Here is a 16,744-nt window from a genome sequence, read left to right as displayed (position 1 = left end):
CTCAGCCGCGAGTGCGGAGCTGTTCGAAGCCGTAGTAGACGGCGAGCAGGAACAGGACGAGCAGCGTGATCGGCGCTGAGATGAAGGACAGGCCGATCGCGGCCGCGTAGAGGAGTGTGCCGACCGAGTAGCGCAGGACGGAGCTGCGTTGCTCGGCCGGCGTCATCTGGTGGTCGACGAGGTGGTTGCGCAGGGCATGCCACCAGATCGCGCTGAAGAAGATCGCGGCCAGCGTGAGGTTGGTGCTGTAGACGGCGGCCGCGACGTGCGCGTTGCTGCCCTCGTCCTGCAGGAACTCCGCGAACAGGTTGGTCGGGAACGGCAGCAGTGCGGCCCAGAGCAGCAGTCCGAGGTTGAGGAACATCAGCCCGCGGTCGGCGCGCTGGATCTGCCGGAACATCGAGTGATGGTTGACCCACATGATGCCGAGGATCGCGAAGCTGGTCAGGTACGCCCCGAACTGCGGCCACTCGTCGACCAGCGCGGGCCAGAGCCGCTCGCCCGGCTCCAGCTCGGGGATGTGCAGTTCGAGGACGAGCAGGGTGATGGCGATGGCGAAGATGCCGTCGCTGAAGGCCTCGATCCTGGAGGTCTCCGCGAGGTCCGGCTGTGCATTCACGCGGTGAGTCTGACACCTGGGCGGCGGTGGTACTAGCACATTTGTCCGGCTGCCCGAACAGTGACGCTGCGCATACGATCCCAGGATGGTCGATGAGCGCGCGCCGGTGTCCACGGTCGGGTTGCTGGTGCGCTTCACCGCGGCCGGGGTGATCGTGCTGCTGTCACTGGCTGCACTGATCGCCTACGTAGCTCGCCAGGCCGGTACCGAGCAGGCGAGCGAATCGGCACGCGAGGTGACCTATGTGACTGCCCGCGGCGTCGTGGAGCCGCGGCTGGACGCCGATGTGGTCGCTGGGCAACCAGCAGCGCTCCAGGCATTCGACACTGCCATGCGCCAGTACGTACTGCAGGGCTCACTGGTCCGGGTGAAGCTGTGGAGTGCCGACGGGAAGATCGTGTACTCCGACGAGCGGCGCCTGATCGGCCAGACGTTCCCGCTGGATCCGGACGAGACCGAGGCGCTCCGCATCCAGGGGAGCAGCGAGTCCGAGGTCAGCGACCTCAGCCGGCCGGAGAACCAGTTCGAGATCCCCTACAAGAAACTGCTCGAGGTGTACGTCGGGGTGCGCGGCCCTGGTGGCGAACCGATGCTCTTCGAGGCGTACTTCCGGTACCAAGCGGTCACCGAGGCAGGGCAGGCCGCCTGGAAGCGGTTCGCGCCGCCGTCCTTGGGTGCGCTGCTCCTGCTGGAGCTGGTGCAGATCCCCTTCGCCTGGTCGCTGGCCCGCCGGGTGCAGCGCCAGCAGCGTGACCGGGAGCGACTCCTGCAGCACGCGGTGGATGCCTCCGACGCAGAGCGACGGCGGATTGCAGGGGAGCTCCATGACGGCGTAGTGCAAGAGCTGACCGGCTTGAACTACGCACTGGATGCCATGCGGCTGGGCAAGCCGACGGAGGGCCAGCGGGCCGACCTGATCGCCGACAGCGCGGCCAGGCTGAGGGGCAGTATCGGCTCGCTGCGCACCCTGCTCGTCGACATCTACCCGCCCAACCTGGCCGAGGAGGGGCTCGCGTCCGCACTGGCTGAGCTTGCGGCGGGCCTGGAGCGCACTGGTGCCGCAGTACGGCTTGAAACCGAAGGGGCGGAGGATCTGCCGCCTGCTGTAGCGGCGCTGCTCTTCCGGGCGGCGCAGGAGATCGTGCGGAACGTTGCTGCGCACAGTGGCGCTCAGGAGGTGCTCATCCAGGCAGGGCGTACTACTGGCAAGGCGACTCTCGTGGTTGACGACAACGGCCGCGGGTTCGACGAGACCAGGTTGGATGAGCGGAGTAGCGACGGACACCTCGGGCTGCGGTCGATCGGCGACCTGCTGGCGGAGTCAGGTGGCATGCTGACCGTACGGGCCGCGCCAGGCCAGGGGACGCGAGTGGAAGTCGAGGTGCCGGTCAGATGATCCGGGTACTCATCGTCGACGACCACGCGATCGTACGGACCGGCCTGGCTCAGTTGCTCGGTACCACCGACGACCTGGAGTTGGCGGGCGCTACTGGCGACGGCGACGAGGCAGTGGCGCTGGCGGCCGAGTTGAAGCCGGACGTCGTACTGATGGACCTGTCGATGCCTGGGATGGACGGGCTGACCGCTACTGCGCGGATCGTGGCGCAGGACCCGGCTGCGCATGTACTGGTGCTGACCTCGTTCAGTGATCAGGCACGGATCCTTGATGCGCTCCAGGCCGGCGCCGAGGGGTATCTGCTGAAGCACAGCGAGCCAGAGGTGATCCTGGCCGGTATCCGCGAAGTGGTTGCGGGAGGTTCGCCGCTGGATCCGAAGGCTGCGCGCGTACTCCTGACCAACCGGCGCAGCCCCGGGCCGGAGCTGAAGCTGACCGGGCGCGAGCAGGAGGTGCTCGACATGATCGCCGACGGCTTGCCCAACAGGCTGATCGCTCGCCAGATGGGTATCAGTGAGCGCACGGTCAAAGCGCACCTCACCAACATCTACCAGCGGCTGGGCGTCACAGACCGCACCCAGGCGGCGCTCTGGGCGCAGCGCCAGCGCCGGCCCGAGCAGTAGGTACTAGTACCAAGGTCCGATGGTCTAGACGCGACAGCTCGGCGCACTATCGACGTATGGACCCCGAGGACCGCCCGATAGTGCTGCAGACCCAGCGGCCGGACACGGAGTCCGCACGGTCGACCCGCTACCTCGCCTGGGTCGGTACCGGCTTGCTCGGCCTCATCGCGGCTGCCGGCCTGGTCGCCGGTACTACGGCAGTCTGGTCAGCCTTCGACCCCGGCACACCGGGCCAGTCGCCCGCGCCTCTCTGGTTCCCGCCACCCGCGACTGTTCACCCCAAGCCAGCCGCCGTCACCACTACCCCGGACGACCACGGCGGCCGCCGGGACGAGCCGACAACGACCCCCAGCTCCACCACCCGCACCACGGAGCCCGGCGACGACAAGGGCGGCGGCAAAGGCGAGTCCTCGGAGCACGGCTCCAAAGGGCACGGGTAGGTCGATCAGTAGGACTGCAGTTCCAGCAGGTTGCCTTCGGGGTCGCGGAGGTGGGCGGTGCGGAGGTTCGGGCCCCACTGCGGCCGGTCCTGCGCCTCGGCGACCACCGTGCCGCCGTACTGCGTGAAGACCTTCACCGCTGCGTCGACCTCGTCCACCTTGAAGACGAGCATCGACCGGTCCTGCGCCGGTACTTCGGCGGCGAACCCGGTCGTGCCGACCGTGCCGGCGATCATCGCGCGGCCGAAGAGCACCAGCCCGGCCTGGCCGTCGAGATCCCAGTTCGCATAGCTCGCCTCGGGCACGACCTTCACCGGCTGCACGCCGAACAGGTCGGCGAGGACACCGCGATAGAACTCCACGGTGGCAGGGAAATCGCGGACCAGCAGCCGGGGGTAGAGCGCATCCATCGTCGACTCTCCGAAGATTAGTGGGTTAATACCAATTATTGGTCGAAGCCTACAATATGCCGATGGAGACGCTGCTGGGAACGACCACCTTCGTGCTGCACAAGGTGGCGGTGGCGAGCCGCCGGGCGATCGCGGACCGGCTGGGCGAGAAGCCCGGGCTCACGCTGTGGCAGTTCGCCGCGCTGGCGGAGCTCGACGAGCGCGGGCCGGTCGCGCAGAACGCGCTGGCGGCGGCGCTGGGGATGGACCCGAGTGACATGGTCCGGCTGATGGACGAGCTGATCGACCGGCGGCTGGTGGCGCGGGATCGCGACCCGGCCGATCGGCGGCGCTACCGGGTGACGCTGACGGCCGGTGGGCGCAAGACGCTGGGGGCAGGGCGGAGCGTAGTACGGGAGGTCGAGAAGGCGACGCTGGCGCCGTTGACGGCGGCCGAACGGGCAACGCTGCGCGATCTCGCGGTGAAGATCCACCGTCAAAAGAAGTAACCTCTGTCAAAATCTAACGGGCATCGGTACTCTCTGGCCAGAAAGTTTCGTCTTCGGGCTTCAACTCTGGAGGATCCGATGCAGCCGCCCCGCTCAGCAACGAAACCGAACCCCCGCCGCCTGTTGCTTCTCGCAACCTTGCTCGCGGCCCTCATCGCAAGCTTGACGACCATCGCGCCGGCGCAGGCAGCAGAACTGGCCGGGCCGACCGCCCAGCAGCTGAAGGACAAGACGGCGGGCTGCGAGACCCAGCTGTCGAACGGCAAGTACGCGCACGACTCCGGCGGTTCGCGGACCGTCGCGGTCTGCAAGACCGGTGGGGCCGTGCACTGGACGGCCGATTTCGACGTCGACTGCGACGGTCAGCGCACGACCCAGTGCAACGAGAACACCGATCCGTCGTTCCAGCCGGCCACCTCGTGGAACCAGTCGAACGGCCAGCCGCTGAACTCCGCCGGGCTGCCGTTCATCGTCGTCCCGTTGTCGAGCTCGATCTGGAACTACTCGACGGCCGGTATCGCCGGCGGGACGGTTGCCGCGGTCGTCTACCAGGACAAGGTCGCGTACGCCGTCGTCGGCGACCAGGGTCCGACGGGGATCATCGGTGAGGGCTCGTACAAGCTCGCCCAGCAGCTCGGCATCAACCCGAACCCGTCGAGTGGAGGCGTTTCGGGCGCGGTCGTCACGTACATCCTGTTCCCCGGGGTGAAGTCGGTGCCGATAGAGAGCCAGACCGATGCCTTGAGCAAGGGACAGGCGGCGGCGACGTCGTTCGTCAACGGGGCGCAGACGTGCGGCGCCACCAACCTGGACTTCACCAGCTACCCGACGGTGCAGGAAGGTTCGACGGGCGCTGCGGTCAAGGCGGCGCAGTGCTTGGCCGGTGGCGTCAACGAGCCGAGCGGGACCTTCGACGCGGCCACAACCGATGCAGTGAAGGCATTCCAGACCAGGGTCGGACTCACGTCGGACGGAGTCGTCGGCGCATCTACTTGGACCGCATTGCTCGCCGCCGGTGACAAGACGACAGTCCGCAACGGCTCAACCGGCACCACGGTCAGCCAACTACAGCGTTCCTTGACAGCAGCCCTCGGCCGCACAGTAGTCATCGACGGCCAGTTCGGCCCAGCCACCGACACCGCCGCCCGCGACTACCAGCGCACCCGCCAACTAATAGTCGACGGCGTAGTCGGCCCCGCCACCTGGACCGCCCTCCAATCCGGCCGCTAACCGTCTCAGGGGTTAACCCCGCAGTTGGTGGGTTGCCTAGCGAGAATCCGGCTGGGCAACCCGACATCTCAGGGGTTAACCCCTGAGATGTCGGCAGGCCGAGGCGGGGGCGGGCGGGGCGGACGGGCGGGTGGGACGGGTGGGGGCGGGTCAGGCGGCGGCGCGGTCGGTTGGCGGGCGGCGGCGTTTTAGGGGGTCGGTTAGGGCGGGGGATTGCCAGAGGCCGTCGGACTGGTAGTGGTGGAGGTCGGTGCCGGGTGGGACGATCTCGTCGATGCGGTCCAGGGTGGCGTCGTCGAGGGTGAGGTCGGCGCCCTTCAGGAGGCCGGTTAGTTGGTCCATCGTGCGCGGGCCGATGATCACCGACGTCACCGCCGGGTGCGACGTGACGAACGCCAGCGCGAGCTCGGGCAGCGTTCGGCCGAGTTGGTCGGCGAGCTCAGCAAGCTGCTCTACGGCCTCGAACTTTGACGCATTGGCCGGTAGTGAAGGGTCGAAGCGGTGCGGAGTCAGCGCTGCCCGACCCGATCCCAGGTCCACCGGCTGGTTCTTGCGGATCTTGCCGGACAGGAAGCCGGAGGCGAGCGGGCTCCAGGTCAGTACGCCCATGTTCAACCGCTGCGTCGTCGGCAGCACCGACCGCTCGATCCCACGGGTGACGAGCGAGTACGGCGGCTGCTCGGTACGGAACTTGCCGTACCCACGTCGCTCGGACACGTGGAACGCGTCGACCAGCTCCTCGGCCGGGAACGTCGAGCACCCGAAGGCGCGGATCTTGCCGGCCCTGACCAGGTCGGTCAGTACCGACAACGTCTCCTCGATGTCCGTCGCCGGATCCGGCCGATGCACCTGGTACAGATCGATCCGGTCCGTGCCCAGCCGTCGCAGACTCTCCTCGACCTCAAACGTGATCCACCGCCGCGAGTTGCCACCGCGGTTGGGGCCCTCGCCCATCGGGAAATGCACCTTGGTCGCCAGTACGACGTCCTCGCGGCGCCCCTTCAGCGCCTTCCCGACGATCTCCTCGGACTCACCGCTGGAGTACATGTCGGCGGTGTCGACGAAGTTGATGCCCTGGTCGAGGGCGGTGTGCAGGATCCGGGCGCAGTCGGCGTGGTCGGGGTTGCCGACCGAGCCGAACATCATCGTGCCGAGGCAGTGCACGCTCACCTCGATACCGGTTCCGCCGAGTGTGCGGTAGCGCATGTCCAACTCCTCGCTTCTGTGGTCTAGCGCAGAACCTAGGAGCTAGAGCCTTCTCTAGGTCAAGCCATTCCCGTTGAACCGGTTCGTGGATGCCGACGTATAGACCGCAGACGAGCCCGTTGGAGGGGACATGAGTACGGACGTGGTTGCGCCGCCGGACAAGACGCCGGCGAAGCGGGGAACCGTTGTGTTGCTGGGGTTTGCCGTCGTCGGTGCGTTGGTCGCGGTGTCCCTGGGGTTCTACGGGAAGACGCATACGCCGACCGGGCGGCCGCTGGCGTTGATCGTGGGGTTCACGAATCTCACGCCGATGAAGGCCTGGCTGGCCACGGCGGCGGTCGTACTGGCCGTGTTCCAGGTGGTGTCGGCGATGTGGATGTACGGGCGGCTGCCGGTCAAGCGCAAGGCGCCGGCGGTGCTGTCGCAGCTGCATCGGTGGAGTGGAGCGGTGGCGTTCGTCGCGACGTTGCCGGTCGCGTACCACTGCCTGTGGAGTCTCGGGTTCAGCACGTTCGACACCAGAACGGCACTGCATTCGCTGTTCGGGTGCGCCTTCTACGGCGCGTTCACCACCAAGATGCTCGCCTTGCGGGCCAACAAGATGCCGAGCTGGGCACTGCCGATCTCGGGCGGGCTGTTGTTCGCCTTGCTGATCGGGGCCTGGGCTTCCGCGGCTCTTTGGTACTTCACTCAATCCGGCGTCCCACTGCGTTGACAGGAGAAAAGAAGATGATCGAACGCAGGGCGGTACTGATCGCGGGAGGCGCCGCGACCACCGCAGTACTCACTGGTTGCGTCGTGCAACAAGCTCCTCCGCAGACCGCGGGTCAGCCTTCTACTGCAGGGAAGCCGGCCAGCTCGGCGCCAGTCTCACAGGGGACGACTGGTGCCGCGCCGGGTCCGGCGGCGCTGGCCAAGGTGGCCGACATCCCGGCCGGTGGCGGCGTGATCCTCAAGGACCAGAGCCTTGTACTGACCAAGGACGCGAGCGGCAAGGTCTGCGCGTTCTCGGCGATCTGCACCCATCAGGGCTGTGTGGTGACCGAGGTCGGCGACGGCACGATCAACTGCCCGTGCCACGGCAGCAAGTTCGACGCCAGTACGGGCGAACGGGTCGCCGGACCGGCCAAGTCCCCGCTGCCGGCGGTCGCCGTCGAGCAGCGCGACGGCGCGATCTTCCAGGCGTAGGGGTTCATCATGTTGAAGAGTCTGCCGACGATGGTGTGGGTGATCGGCGCGACCATAGCGGTAGCGGCCCTCAGCCCCGCCGTCGGCAACGTCGCCACCACCGCGCCGGCTCCTGCCGTCGCCCCGCCGCCACAACAGGCACCACCGGCTGCTGCCAGCAAACCGCCCGCAAAAGCCATTCCATCCAAGCCCGTCGAAGAACCAGTGGTGATCAAAGCCGGTACTACGAAACTCGGCCAGGTCGCCGTAGACGCCGAAGGCTTCACCCTCTACATGTCCGTGCTGGACAGCCGGGATCCCTCGAAGTCGGTCTGCAAGAGCGCGCCCTGCCTCGCCGCCTGGAAACCCGTCTACGTCAAGAAGGCCGGCATCCTCGCCGGAGCCGGCGTCAGCCAAGCCAAGCTGGGCACCTTGGTCCGCCCCGACAATGGCATCCAGGCCACCCTCAACGGCTGGCCGCTCTACCGCTTCGCCAAGGACAAGAATCCCGGCGACGTCCTGGGCGAAGGCCTGAAAGGCACCTGGCACGTCCTCAGCCCAGCAGGCAAACGCCTCAACGCTCCTCGCTGAGCAGGTCGAACGTCAACAGGTCCTCGTAGCTACCGTCCCGGCGCCGGTCCGCCGCGCGCCGGACTCCGGTCTGCGTAAACGCGTTGCGCAGGGCAACGTTGATGGAAGCCAGATTCCCTCGGGCGGCGACGAGTTCCAGCCGGCGCCGCCCGAGCCCGCCCTGGTCGACCGACAGGAACGCCTGCTCGATCACCCGCCCGACAGCGCCCGTGATCAGCCCACGACCACGCGCGGCAGGATGAGCGCAGTATCCGATCTCACAGGCCCTCCTCCTCGAGGATGTGCTCACATAGAGCTGACGACGACACTACGCAGCACAGGAGAGCACCGGATGAGTTCGGAATTCGCAGGGCTGTGGGAGCCGCAGCCGGGTTGGTTGAACACTGCTTCGTACGGGTTGCCGCCGCGGCCCGCATGGGAGGCGTTGCAGGCGGTCCTGCATGACTGGCAGGTGGGGAGGACGACCTGGGAGCCGTGGGATGGGTCGACCACTCGCGCTCGGGAGTCGTTCGCGCGGCTGGTGGGGGCCGAGGTGGGCGATGTGTTCGTGGGGAGCACGGTGTCGGCGGCGGTGGCGCCGATCGCGGCTGGGTTGCCGGATGGGGCTCGGGTGCTGGTCGACGACATCGAGTTCACCTCGAACGTCTATCCGTGGATGGTGCATGCGGATCGTGGCGTCGAGGTGGTGGCGGCCAGTACGGACAAGTTCGTCGATGCGATCCAGCCGGGTGTCGATGTGGTGGCGGTCAGTGCGGTTCAGTCCGCCACCGGGACGGTGCTCGACCTGACTCAAGTTGTTGCCGCCTGCAAGGAAATCGACGCGTTGCTGGTGATCGACGCGAGTCAGGCGCTGGGATGGCTGCCCTTGACGGTGGAGGGCGTCGATGCGCTGATCACCCATACGTACAAGTGGTTGATGTCTCCGCGGGGCGCGACTCTGGGATATCTGTCGCGTCGGCTGCAGGAGCGCTGCCGCCCGTTGCAGGCGGGCTGGTATGCCGGTCGCAACGTCCATGGCTCGTACTACGGGCCGCAGATGGAGCTCGCGCCGGATGCTCGCCGGTTCGACCAGTCGCCGGCCTGGTTCAGCTTCGTCGGGGCCGCTCCGGCGCTCGAGTTGATCGAGCAGATCGGGGTCGAGACGATCCACGCGCACAACCTCGCGCTGGCCAACGAGTTCCGCGCCGGGATCGGGCTGCCGCCGGGCGATTCGGCGATCGTCAGCGCGTCGATCCCGGGCGCGGAGGAGGCGTTCGCGGCGGCCGGCGTACGGGCTGCGGTTCGTGGTGGCAACTTGCGCGCGTCGTTCCATGTCTACTCGACGCGGGCGGACGTACAGCTCGCGCTGGACGCTCTCAAAGGACTGGTGAAGACCTAGAGCTGACTCTAGGGTGGTGGGCATGACGGACGGATTGAGCATCGGGCAGGTCTCCGAGCGGACCGGGTTGAGCGTGCACGCGCTGCGGTTCTACGAGCGGGAAGGCATCCTCGCCGAGCCGGTACGCCGGGAGGGCAACGGCCGGCGCGTGTACTCCGAGGACGACGTCGACTGGCTGGACATGTGCATCAAGTTCCGCTCGTCGGGGATGCCGCTCGACACCATCCGCCGGTACACGGACCTGGTCCGCCAGGGCACCGGCAACGAGGCGGATCGGCTCGCGCTGCTCAAGAGCCACCAGGAGGCCGTCGCGGCCCAGATCGAGGAACTCACCGAGTGCCTGCGGGTGATCACCTACAAGGTCGACATCTACACCGAGCACCTCGATCGGGGCACCGCCGACAGCCTCTGGGTCTCGCCGTCCCACCAGCCCCAGGACCAGGCGGACCAGGCGGTCTGACCCTGGGAGTGCCCTAAAGCGCGGGCCCAGGCACGCTCCGGCGGAACAAGCTGGAGCAATGGAGAATCGCGCGATCGTCATCGGGGGAAGCATTGCCGGACTGCTCACCGCGCAGGTCCTGCGCAGGTGGTTCGGCGAGGTTCTGATCATCGATCGCGACCAGCTGTCCGGGCCGGCCACGCATCGCAAGGGGACTCCGCAGAGCAGGCACGCCCATGGGTTGCTCGCTCGTGGGTTGAAGGTGATCGAGGAGCTGGTACCTGGGTACAGCGCCGAGTTGATCGCCCGGGGTGCGGTCAGCGCCGATCTCCTGGGGGACGTGCTCTGGTACAACGACGGGCACCTGGTACGCCGGGGTCCTTCGGATCTCGATGGGCTGATGGCCAGCCGTCCGCTGATCGAGTCGACGCTGCGTGACCTCGTCACCGGGCAGCCCGAGGTGAAGGTGCTCGATGGGGTCGCCGTGACCGGGCTGGTGGCCGAGGGGGATCGGCTCACCGGCGTACGGACCGAGGACGGGGAGTATGCGGCCGGTCTCGTCGTGGATGCGAGCGGGCGGAGCAATCGCGGGGAGGCTTGGCTGGCGGAGCTCGGGTATGCGGCGGCGCCGGAGGATGTGGTCAAGGCGGGCCTCATGTACAGCACCCGGCAGTACCGGCATGATCCGGAGGCGCAGGACTTCACGGGCGTGATCAGCGGGCACTACCCGGCCAACCCGGTCGGGTGCGGTGTCGGCGCCAACGAGAACAACACGTGGTTGGTGACGCTGGTCGGGTTCACCGACGATCCGCCGCCGGCGCTGCCGGGAGCCTTCGAGGACTATGCGGCCAGACTCGATGGGCCTGAACTGCATCGAATGGTCAGCAAGGCCGAGCCGCTCGGTGACCCGGTCCGATTCCGGATCGGCCCGAGCGTCCGGCGCCGCTATGAGAACTGCGACCGCCTACCCGAGGGGTTCATCGCAACGGGCGACTCGTTGTGCTGTTTCAATCCCGCCTACGGCCAGGGCATGACGATCGCGGCACTGACCGCGCAATGCTCGGCGAGTGCCTCGAAAAGAGCTCGGACAACCTGACCAAGCGCTACTTCCGAGGCGCAGCAAAACTGGTCGGCCCGGCCTGGGAACTCTCGACAAGCGCTGACCTCCGATTCCCGCACGTGGAGGGGAAGCGGTCGGCAATGCAGAAGGTGCTCAACGGCTACATCAGCTATCTGCATCGTGCGGCCGAGGTGGATCCGGTAGTCGGCCTGCAGTTCCTCCGAGTGGCAAATCTTCTCGCGGGGCCGGAGTCGTTGCTGGCCCCGAAGATTCTGTCGCGCGTGGTGCGCGGACAGTTCCGCCGCTCGAACTGAACTGATCCGATCGGTTGAGGGCCGGCGTATCGAGGTGCATGACGCTGCTGGTGCTGGCCCTGACGGTCCGACTGCTCGGCAGCGTCGCCTACACCATCGCGACGTACCGGCGGACGGCCCGTCCGAGTCTTGTGAGCTGGTGCTTCTGGACGTCGACACCGTTGATCGCTGGTGCCGCCCAGCATCTCGACGGACGGGGCGCGGCGGCATGGCTGACGATGTCGTACGCACTCGGACCAGCCGTGATCCTGGGGCCGCACTGGGCGCTCTTCTTCAGTGTGCTGGCTGATACGGCTGCCGCCGTACCGACGTTGTTGAAGACGTATCGGCGGCCTGGGAGCGAGCCGGTGAGGGCGTATCTGCTCTCGGTCCTGGCCGGCGCTCTCGCCTTGCTCGGGCTGGGTGACTGGCGGCTCGGCAGTGTCGCGTTTGCGGTTGGTGTGATGGCCATCGATGTGTCGATCGTGGCGCCGGCGGTGGGTGGGCGGCGGCGAAAGCGGCGAAATGTCGAGGTGGGGGATGCTGGGCCGACGTCGCTGGTATGGATGACTATGGAGTGACCGGAGCTACGGTCGAGGTTCAGGTGCTGGTGGGGGTGCGGGTCGCGGAGGTTTGGCGGGCGATCACTGATGTGGCGGGGTATGGGCGGTGGAGTCCTGAGTGTGTGTACGGGGCGTGGGTGGATGGTGCTGATGGGCCGGCGGAGGGGGCCTGGTTCGAGGCGCGGAACGAGTTTGCGGATGGGTTCAAGACCGAGGTGCAGTGCCGGGTGACGGTGGCGGAGGAGCCTAGCCGGTTTGGGTGGGATGTGTTCGGTGGGGAGGAGTTGCCGTTCGCGCATTGGGAGTACGAGTTGGTGGCGCGCGGCGAGGAGACGTTGATCCGGCAGTGGTTCACGCATGGGCCGGGCGACAGCGGGATGCGTTTCGGTGTGCTGGCCGACCCTGGTCGGGCCGAGGAGACCAAGCAGCGGCGGCTGGACGAGCTGGGGCGGAACATGGAGTTGACGATCGCGGCGATGGTGAAATCCGTTTAGATGCCCCACGGGCGGGTGCCCGGGTCCATCGGTAGCAGGCGGGCGGCGATGGCTTCCGCTGGTCCCGGGTCGACCACAGCAAACGCATCCGCCGCCGCAGCACCCCGCAACATCGCCGATCCACCGTGCCCAACCGGTACTACGCCCTGCGGGCTCAACCGCACCGGTACCAGCCGGGTGCTCGTCGGATGGCAATCCACCCCACCAACCACAGCTGCCACCGCCAACTTGTCCAACTGCTCACCCCGAAGCCCCCGGATCACCGCAACCCCGAGCGTGAGAAACGCAGTCAACGCCGCCAACGGATTCCCCGGCAAACCCACCACTACCCGCCCATCCGCAAACCGAGCCAACGCCTGCGGATGCCCCGGCCGACAAGCCACCCCATCAATCACCAACTCAGCCCCCAGACTGGCAAGCGCACCCCGCAGATGATCAGCAGGCCCGGAGGCAGACGAGCCGGACACCAGGATCACCTCAGCCTCAGCACCGGCAAGAGCAGTCACGAGCGCATCGCGCGAGTCCGGCAGGTGCACCGCCGCGGCCCTGGGGGCCGCGGCGGTGGTTGACAGCGAAGGCGCCCCAGAGCAGGCGAGAGGCGTGCTGGCAGAGGGCGGAGGTGCGGCGAGCGCTGCGCCGGCTTGGGTGATGAGGGTGGGGAGCATGGGGCCGATGGCGTCTCGGGTTCGGCCTGGGGCCGAGGGGCCTCGGTGGGTGAGTTCGTCGCCGGTGATCAAGGCCAGGACTCGGGGTCGAGGGATGACCGAGAGGCGATCCAGGCCCAGGCTGGCGGCTAGGCCTAGGGCTTGGGGGGTGATCAGGGTGCCTGCGGGGAGTAGGAGTTCGCCGGGGGTGCATTCTTCGCCGGCTCGGCGGATGTGGCTGCCGGGGTCTGCAGGGCCGTCCACCTTGTCGACTGAGCGGGTTGCCTGCTCTTCGGGGAGTACTGCGGTGGTACCGGTGGGGACGGCAGCGCCAGTAACTATCGAGTAGGCCTGGCCGTCAGCTAGTGGCCCAGCGAGAGCAGAGCCGGCCAGGAGAGTTCCCACGACCTTCCACGGTCCGGGGCCGCGTACGGCGTACCCGTCCATGGCGGCGCGGTCTACCGGCGGTACCAGGGCAGGCGAGACCAGCGGCGTGGACAGGACGCAGCCGGCCGCGTCGGCCAGTGGGAGGCCGCGCGGTGGGAGTGGGGTGGCGACCGCGTGCGCCAGCTCCCGGGCGGCGTCCCAGGGCAGTGCCGCCGCGGCATGACGTCTGACGACCGCCGCCACCTCGCCTTCGACCTGCGTCACTTCAATGTCGCCCGGACCTGGTTGGCGGCCAGCACGGCCACGGGATCGAGGTCGTCGGCGCCCGCATCAACATAGTCGACCAGCGCCCGTTTCATCCGCGGATCCCAGACCGCTTTGATGTGATTTGCGATGGCGGTCGCCGCATCGGCCGGCGGCTTGTGCCCGAACTGCCGCGCGATCTCGTTCGCCAGCCGCGCCGACGGCGGAAAAGACCCGCTCACAGCACCGGCACCGCCTCACGCACGACACCAGGAGCAGAAGGCTCCACCAGCAGATCCACCTGCACGGCGGTCACCTTGTACTCCGGACAGTTGGTGGCCCAGTCCGAGTTGTCCGTCGTGATCACATTCGCCCCGGTCACCGGGTGATGGAACGTCGTGTAGCAAACCCCGACCGGCATCCGCTCCGACAACCTGGCCCGCAACGTCGTCCGCCCGACCCGACTCGTCAGCGCGACCGTCGACCCGTCCTCGATCCCGCGCACCTCGGCGTCATGCGGATGCAACTCGAGAATGTCCTCCGGATGCCAAGCGACGTTCGCCGTCCGCCGGGTCTGCGCCCCCACGTTGTACTGCGAGAGAATCCGCCCCGTCGTCAGAATCAACGGGTACTTCCGTGTCGACCGCTCCGTCGTCGGCACGTAGACGGTCTCCATGAACCGCCCCTTCCCCCGGGTGAACTCGGAGGCATGCATGATCGGCGTCCCGTTCGGCGCATCGAGATTGCACGGCCACTGCACCGACCCGACCTCGTCCAGGTGCGCGAACGACACCCCCGCGAAGGTCGGCGTGGTGATCGCGATCTCGTCCATGATCTGCGCGGACGACTCGTAGTGCATCGGATACCCCATCGCCTGCGAGATCTCGCAGATGATCTGCCACTCGTGCTTGCCGGTCTTCGGCGCCATCACCGGCCGGACCCGGTTGATCCGCCGCTCCGCGTTCGTGAACGTCCCGTCCTTCTCGAGGAACGAGGTCCCCGGCAGCAGCACATGCGCCCACTTCGCGGTCTCGTTCTCGAAGAGATCCTGTACGACGACCAGCTCCATCGCCCCCAGCGCCGCCAACACGTGGGCCGTGTTCGGGTCCGATTGCGCAATGTCCTCACCCTGAACGAACAGCGCCCGGAACGACCCGTCGATCGCTGAGTCGAACATGTTGGGGATCCGCAGCCCTGGTTCGTTCAGCAGCGGCGTACCCCACAACTTCTCGTACACGTCCCGCACATCGTCGTCCGACACATGCCGATACCCGGGCAGCTCGTGCGGGAACGACCCCATGTCGCATGACCCCTGCACGTTGTTCTGCCCGCGCAGCGGATTCACCCCGACACCCGACCGCCCGATGTTGCCGGTCGCCATCGCCAGGTTCGCCATCCCCATCACGGTCGTCGACCCCTGGCTGTGCTCGGTCACCCCGAGCCCGTAGTAGATCGCGCCATTGCCACCAGTCGCATACAACCGCGCAGCAGCCCGGATCTCAGCCGCCGGTACGCCGGTGAGCTCAGCAACCGCCTCGGGGCTGTGCTCAGGCCCCGCGATGAACGTCGCCCACTGCTCGAAGTCCTCACACCGCTCGTCCACGAATGCCTGGTCGACCAGCCCCTCCGTCACGATCACGTGTGAGAACGCGTTGACCACGGCGACGTTCGTGCCCGGCGCCAGCGCCAGGTGATGAGCCGCCTCGATGTGCGGCGACCGCACCAGGTCCGTCCGCCGCGGATCGACCACGATCAGCTTCGCGCCCTGCCGCAGCCGCTTCTTCATCCGCGACCCGAACACCGGATGCGCGTCTGTCGGGTTCGCCCCGATCACCAGGATGACGTCGGCGTCGTCCACCGAGCTGAAGTCCTGGGTGCCGGCCGATTCGCCGAACGTCTGCTTCAGCCCATAGCCCGTAGGTGAGTGGCACACCCGCGCGCAGGTGTCGACGTTGTTGTTGCCGAAGACGGCTCGCACCATCTTCTGGACGACGTACACCTCTTCGTTGGTGGTCCGCGACGACGTGATCGCGCCGATCGAGCCCTGCCCGTGAGCAGCCTGGATCTCGCGCAACCGCCGGGCCGTGAACCCGATCGCCTCTTCCCAGGAGACCTTCCGCCACGGATCCGTGATCGCGTCCCGGACCATCGGCTCCATCACGCGGTCGGGGTGGCTGGCGTACCCGAAGGCGAACCGGCCCTTCACGCACGAGTGACCCTCGTTCGCGCCGCCGTCCTTGTACGGCACCATCCGGACCAGCTCGTCGCCGCGCAGCTCGGCCTTGAAGGAGCACCCGACCCCGCAGTACGCGCAAGTGGTCACGACGGATCGGGTCGGCATGCCGAGCTCGATGACCGATTTCTCTTGCAGGGTTGCCGTCGGGCACGCCTGCACGCACGCGCCACACGAGACGCAGTCCGACTCCATGAAGGAGACGCCCGCACCCGCGGCGACCTTGGAGTCGAAGCCGCGCCCTTCGATCGTGAGGGCGATCGTGCCCTGTACTTCGTCACACGCCCGAACGCAACGCGAGCACGCGATGCACTTGGAGGCGTCGAAATCGAAGTACGGGTTGGAGGTGTCGGTCGGGGCGTCCAGGTGGTTGGCACCGGCGTCGACCCCAGAGCCGTACCGTACTTCGCGGAGGCCGGTGACTCCGGCCATGTCCTGCAATTCGCAGTCGCCGTTGGCCGAGCAGGTCAGGCAGTCCAGCGGGTGATCGGAGATGTAGAGCTCCATTACGCCCCGTCGCAGCTTGCCCAGCTTCTCGTTCTGGGTCCGCACGACCATGCCGGGGGCGACGGGCGTAGTACAGGAGGCCGGGGTGCCACGGGCGCCGTCGATCTCGACGATGCAGAGCCGGCAGGACCCGAACGCCTCCAGGTTGTCGGTGGCGCAGAGCTTGGGGATGTCGAGGCCGGCCTGCTTGGCGGCGCGCATCACCGACGTACCGGGTGGGACGGCGACGCTCACTCCGTCGATGGTCAGCTCGACGGTCGCCTCGCCCTTGCGCGCCGGCGTACCGAAGTCCGGTTCCTTGAGCATGCTCATCCACGTCCTCGCTTCGCTCCG

At 67.5% G+C, this 16,744-nt stretch carries 21 protein-coding genes; 14 read left to right on the top strand and 7 right to left on the bottom strand.

What is annotated here, in order from left to right:
- Position 1: 1 nt before the first annotated feature.
- On the bottom strand, positions 2–619 hold the full coding sequence (locus AB0M15_RS08260; RefSeq protein WP_363815288.1) for a TMEM175 family protein: 618 nt from the start codon (positions 617–619) through the stop codon (positions 2–4).
- Between the two features lie 85 nt (positions 620–704).
- On the opposite strand from AB0M15_RS08260, the gene AB0M15_RS08255 reads away from it, so the two are divergent.
- The 3 genes from AB0M15_RS08255 to AB0M15_RS08245 are packed head-to-tail and all read left to right on the top strand — an operon-like array spanning position 705 to position 3,078.
- Positions 705–2,015: an ATP-binding protein gene (locus tag AB0M15_RS08255; protein ID WP_363815286.1), complete on the top strand. Its 1,311-nt coding sequence runs from the start codon at positions 705–707 to the stop codon at positions 2,013–2,015.
- Positions 2,012–2,638, top strand: coding sequence for a response regulator transcription factor (locus tag AB0M15_RS08250; protein WP_363815284.1), 627 nt, complete (start codon positions 2,012–2,014; stop codon positions 2,636–2,638). Before AB0M15_RS08255 ends, AB0M15_RS08250 begins: the two co-directional genes overlap by 4 nt.
- 56 nt (positions 2,639–2,694) lie before the next feature.
- Positions 2,695–3,078: a hypothetical protein gene (locus AB0M15_RS08245; protein ID WP_363815282.1), complete on the top strand. Its 384-nt coding sequence runs from the start codon at positions 2,695–2,697 to the stop codon at positions 3,076–3,078.
- A gap of 5 nt (positions 3,079–3,083) precedes the next feature.
- Here the strand turns inward: AB0M15_RS08245 and AB0M15_RS08240 are convergent, their stop codons facing one another.
- Positions 3,084–3,488, bottom strand: a complete 405-nt coding sequence (locus AB0M15_RS08240) for a VOC family protein (RefSeq protein ID WP_363815280.1) — start codon at positions 3,486–3,488, stop codon at positions 3,084–3,086.
- Positions 3,489–3,550: 62 nt separating this feature from the next.
- On the opposite strand from AB0M15_RS08240, the gene AB0M15_RS08235 reads away from it, so the two are divergent.
- Positions 3,551–3,976 carry a MarR family winged helix-turn-helix transcriptional regulator gene (locus AB0M15_RS08235; protein ID WP_363815278.1) on the top strand — a complete coding sequence of 142 codons (426 nt, stop codon included), beginning with the start codon at positions 3,551–3,553 and terminating at the stop codon, positions 3,974–3,976.
- Positions 3,977–4,138: 162 nt separating this feature from the next.
- Positions 4,139–5,206 carry a peptidoglycan-binding protein gene (locus AB0M15_RS08230; protein WP_363815276.1) on the top strand — a complete coding sequence of 356 codons (1,068 nt, stop codon included), beginning with the start codon at positions 4,139–4,141 and terminating at the stop codon, positions 5,204–5,206.
- Between the two features lie 150 nt (positions 5,207–5,356).
- On the opposite strand, the gene AB0M15_RS08225 is transcribed toward AB0M15_RS08230, so the two are convergent.
- Complete coding sequence (locus AB0M15_RS08225; RefSeq protein WP_363815274.1) at positions 5,357–6,412, bottom strand: aldo/keto reductase; 1,056 nt, start codon at positions 6,410–6,412, stop codon at positions 5,357–5,359.
- A 130-nt stretch (positions 6,413–6,542) separates the two neighbouring features.
- On the opposite strand from AB0M15_RS08225, the gene AB0M15_RS08220 reads away from it, so the two are divergent.
- From AB0M15_RS08220 to AB0M15_RS08210, 3 genes are read left to right on the top strand one after another with little or no spacing between them, the layout of a single operon-like run.
- Positions 6,543–7,127 (top strand): DUF6529 family protein, encoded by a 585-nt coding sequence (locus AB0M15_RS08220; protein WP_363815272.1) that lies wholly within the window; start codon positions 6,543–6,545, stop codon positions 7,125–7,127.
- Positions 7,128–7,141: 14 nt separating this feature from the next.
- Positions 7,142–7,600, top strand: a complete 459-nt coding sequence (locus AB0M15_RS08215) for a Rieske (2Fe-2S) protein (RefSeq protein ID WP_363815270.1) — start codon at positions 7,142–7,144, stop codon at positions 7,598–7,600.
- 9 nt (positions 7,601–7,609) lie between these two features.
- Positions 7,610–8,170, top strand: a complete 561-nt coding sequence (locus AB0M15_RS08210) for a hypothetical protein (protein ID WP_363815268.1) — start codon at positions 7,610–7,612, stop codon at positions 8,168–8,170.
- Here the strand turns inward: AB0M15_RS08210 and AB0M15_RS08205 are convergent.
- Positions 8,154–8,459, bottom strand: a complete 306-nt coding sequence (locus tag AB0M15_RS08205) for a GNAT family protein (protein ID WP_363815266.1) — start codon at positions 8,457–8,459, stop codon at positions 8,154–8,156. The two genes, AB0M15_RS08210 and AB0M15_RS08205, sit on opposite strands and share 17 nt — an antisense overlap.
- Positions 8,460–8,501: 42 nt before the next feature.
- On the opposite strand from AB0M15_RS08205, the gene AB0M15_RS08200 reads away from it, so the two are divergent.
- The 6 genes from AB0M15_RS08200 to AB0M15_RS08175 all read left to right on the top strand — a co-directional run bounded on the left by AB0M15_RS08200 (position 8,502) and on the right by AB0M15_RS08175 (position 12,397).
- Complete coding sequence (locus AB0M15_RS08200; RefSeq protein ID WP_363815264.1) at positions 8,502–9,548, top strand: aminotransferase class V-fold PLP-dependent enzyme; 1,047 nt, start codon at positions 8,502–8,504, stop codon at positions 9,546–9,548.
- A gap of 22 nt (positions 9,549–9,570) precedes the next feature.
- Positions 9,571–10,008 carry a MerR family transcriptional regulator gene (locus tag AB0M15_RS08195; protein ID WP_343970451.1) on the top strand — a complete coding sequence of 146 codons (438 nt, stop codon included), beginning with the start codon at positions 9,571–9,573 and terminating at the stop codon, positions 10,006–10,008.
- Positions 10,009–10,066: 58 nt separating this feature from the next.
- Entirely contained in the window at positions 10,067–11,083 is a 1,017-nt protein-coding gene (locus tag AB0M15_RS08190) for a hypothetical protein (RefSeq protein ID WP_363815262.1), read from the top strand.
- A gap of 104 nt (positions 11,084–11,187) precedes the next feature.
- Complete coding sequence (locus AB0M15_RS08185; protein ID WP_363815260.1) at positions 11,188–11,361, top strand: hypothetical protein; 174 nt, start codon at positions 11,188–11,190, stop codon at positions 11,359–11,361.
- Between the two features lie 38 nt (positions 11,362–11,399).
- On the top strand, positions 11,400–11,921 hold the full coding sequence (locus tag AB0M15_RS08180) for a hypothetical protein (protein ID WP_363815258.1): 522 nt from the start codon (positions 11,400–11,402) through the stop codon (positions 11,919–11,921).
- Complete coding sequence (locus AB0M15_RS08175; RefSeq protein ID WP_363815256.1) at positions 11,918–12,397, top strand: SRPBCC family protein; 480 nt, start codon at positions 11,918–11,920, stop codon at positions 12,395–12,397. Before AB0M15_RS08180 ends, AB0M15_RS08175 begins: the two co-directional genes overlap by 4 nt.
- Here the strand turns inward: AB0M15_RS08175 and AB0M15_RS08170 are convergent.
- From AB0M15_RS08170 to fdhF, 3 genes are read right to left on the bottom strand one after another with little or no spacing between them, the layout of a single operon-like run.
- Positions 12,394–13,692, bottom strand: a complete 1,299-nt coding sequence (locus AB0M15_RS08170; RefSeq protein ID WP_363815254.1) for a molybdopterin molybdotransferase MoeA — start codon at positions 13,690–13,692, stop codon at positions 12,394–12,396. The genes AB0M15_RS08175 and AB0M15_RS08170 overlap by 4 nt on opposite strands.
- Positions 13,689–13,913 carry a formate dehydrogenase subunit delta gene (locus AB0M15_RS08165; protein WP_363815251.1) on the bottom strand — a complete coding sequence of 75 codons (225 nt, stop codon included), beginning with the start codon at positions 13,911–13,913 and terminating at the stop codon, positions 13,689–13,691. The genes AB0M15_RS08170 and AB0M15_RS08165 overlap by 4 nt, the downstream gene beginning before the upstream one ends.
- Entirely contained in the window at positions 13,910–16,723 is a 2,814-nt protein-coding gene (gene fdhF, locus AB0M15_RS08160) for a formate dehydrogenase subunit alpha (protein ID WP_363815249.1), read from the bottom strand. Before fdhF ends, AB0M15_RS08165 begins: the two co-directional genes overlap by 4 nt.
- Positions 16,724–16,744 lie beyond the last annotated feature (21 nt).

The sequence above is a fragment of the Kribbella sp. NPDC051718 genome (assembly GCF_040681515.1).
Classification (GTDB): Bacteria; Actinomycetota; Actinomycetes; order Propionibacteriales; family Kribbellaceae; genus Kribbella.
The sequence above is the reverse complement of the archived record's forward strand: the minus strand, read 5'-3'. Positions and strand labels throughout refer to the sequence as shown.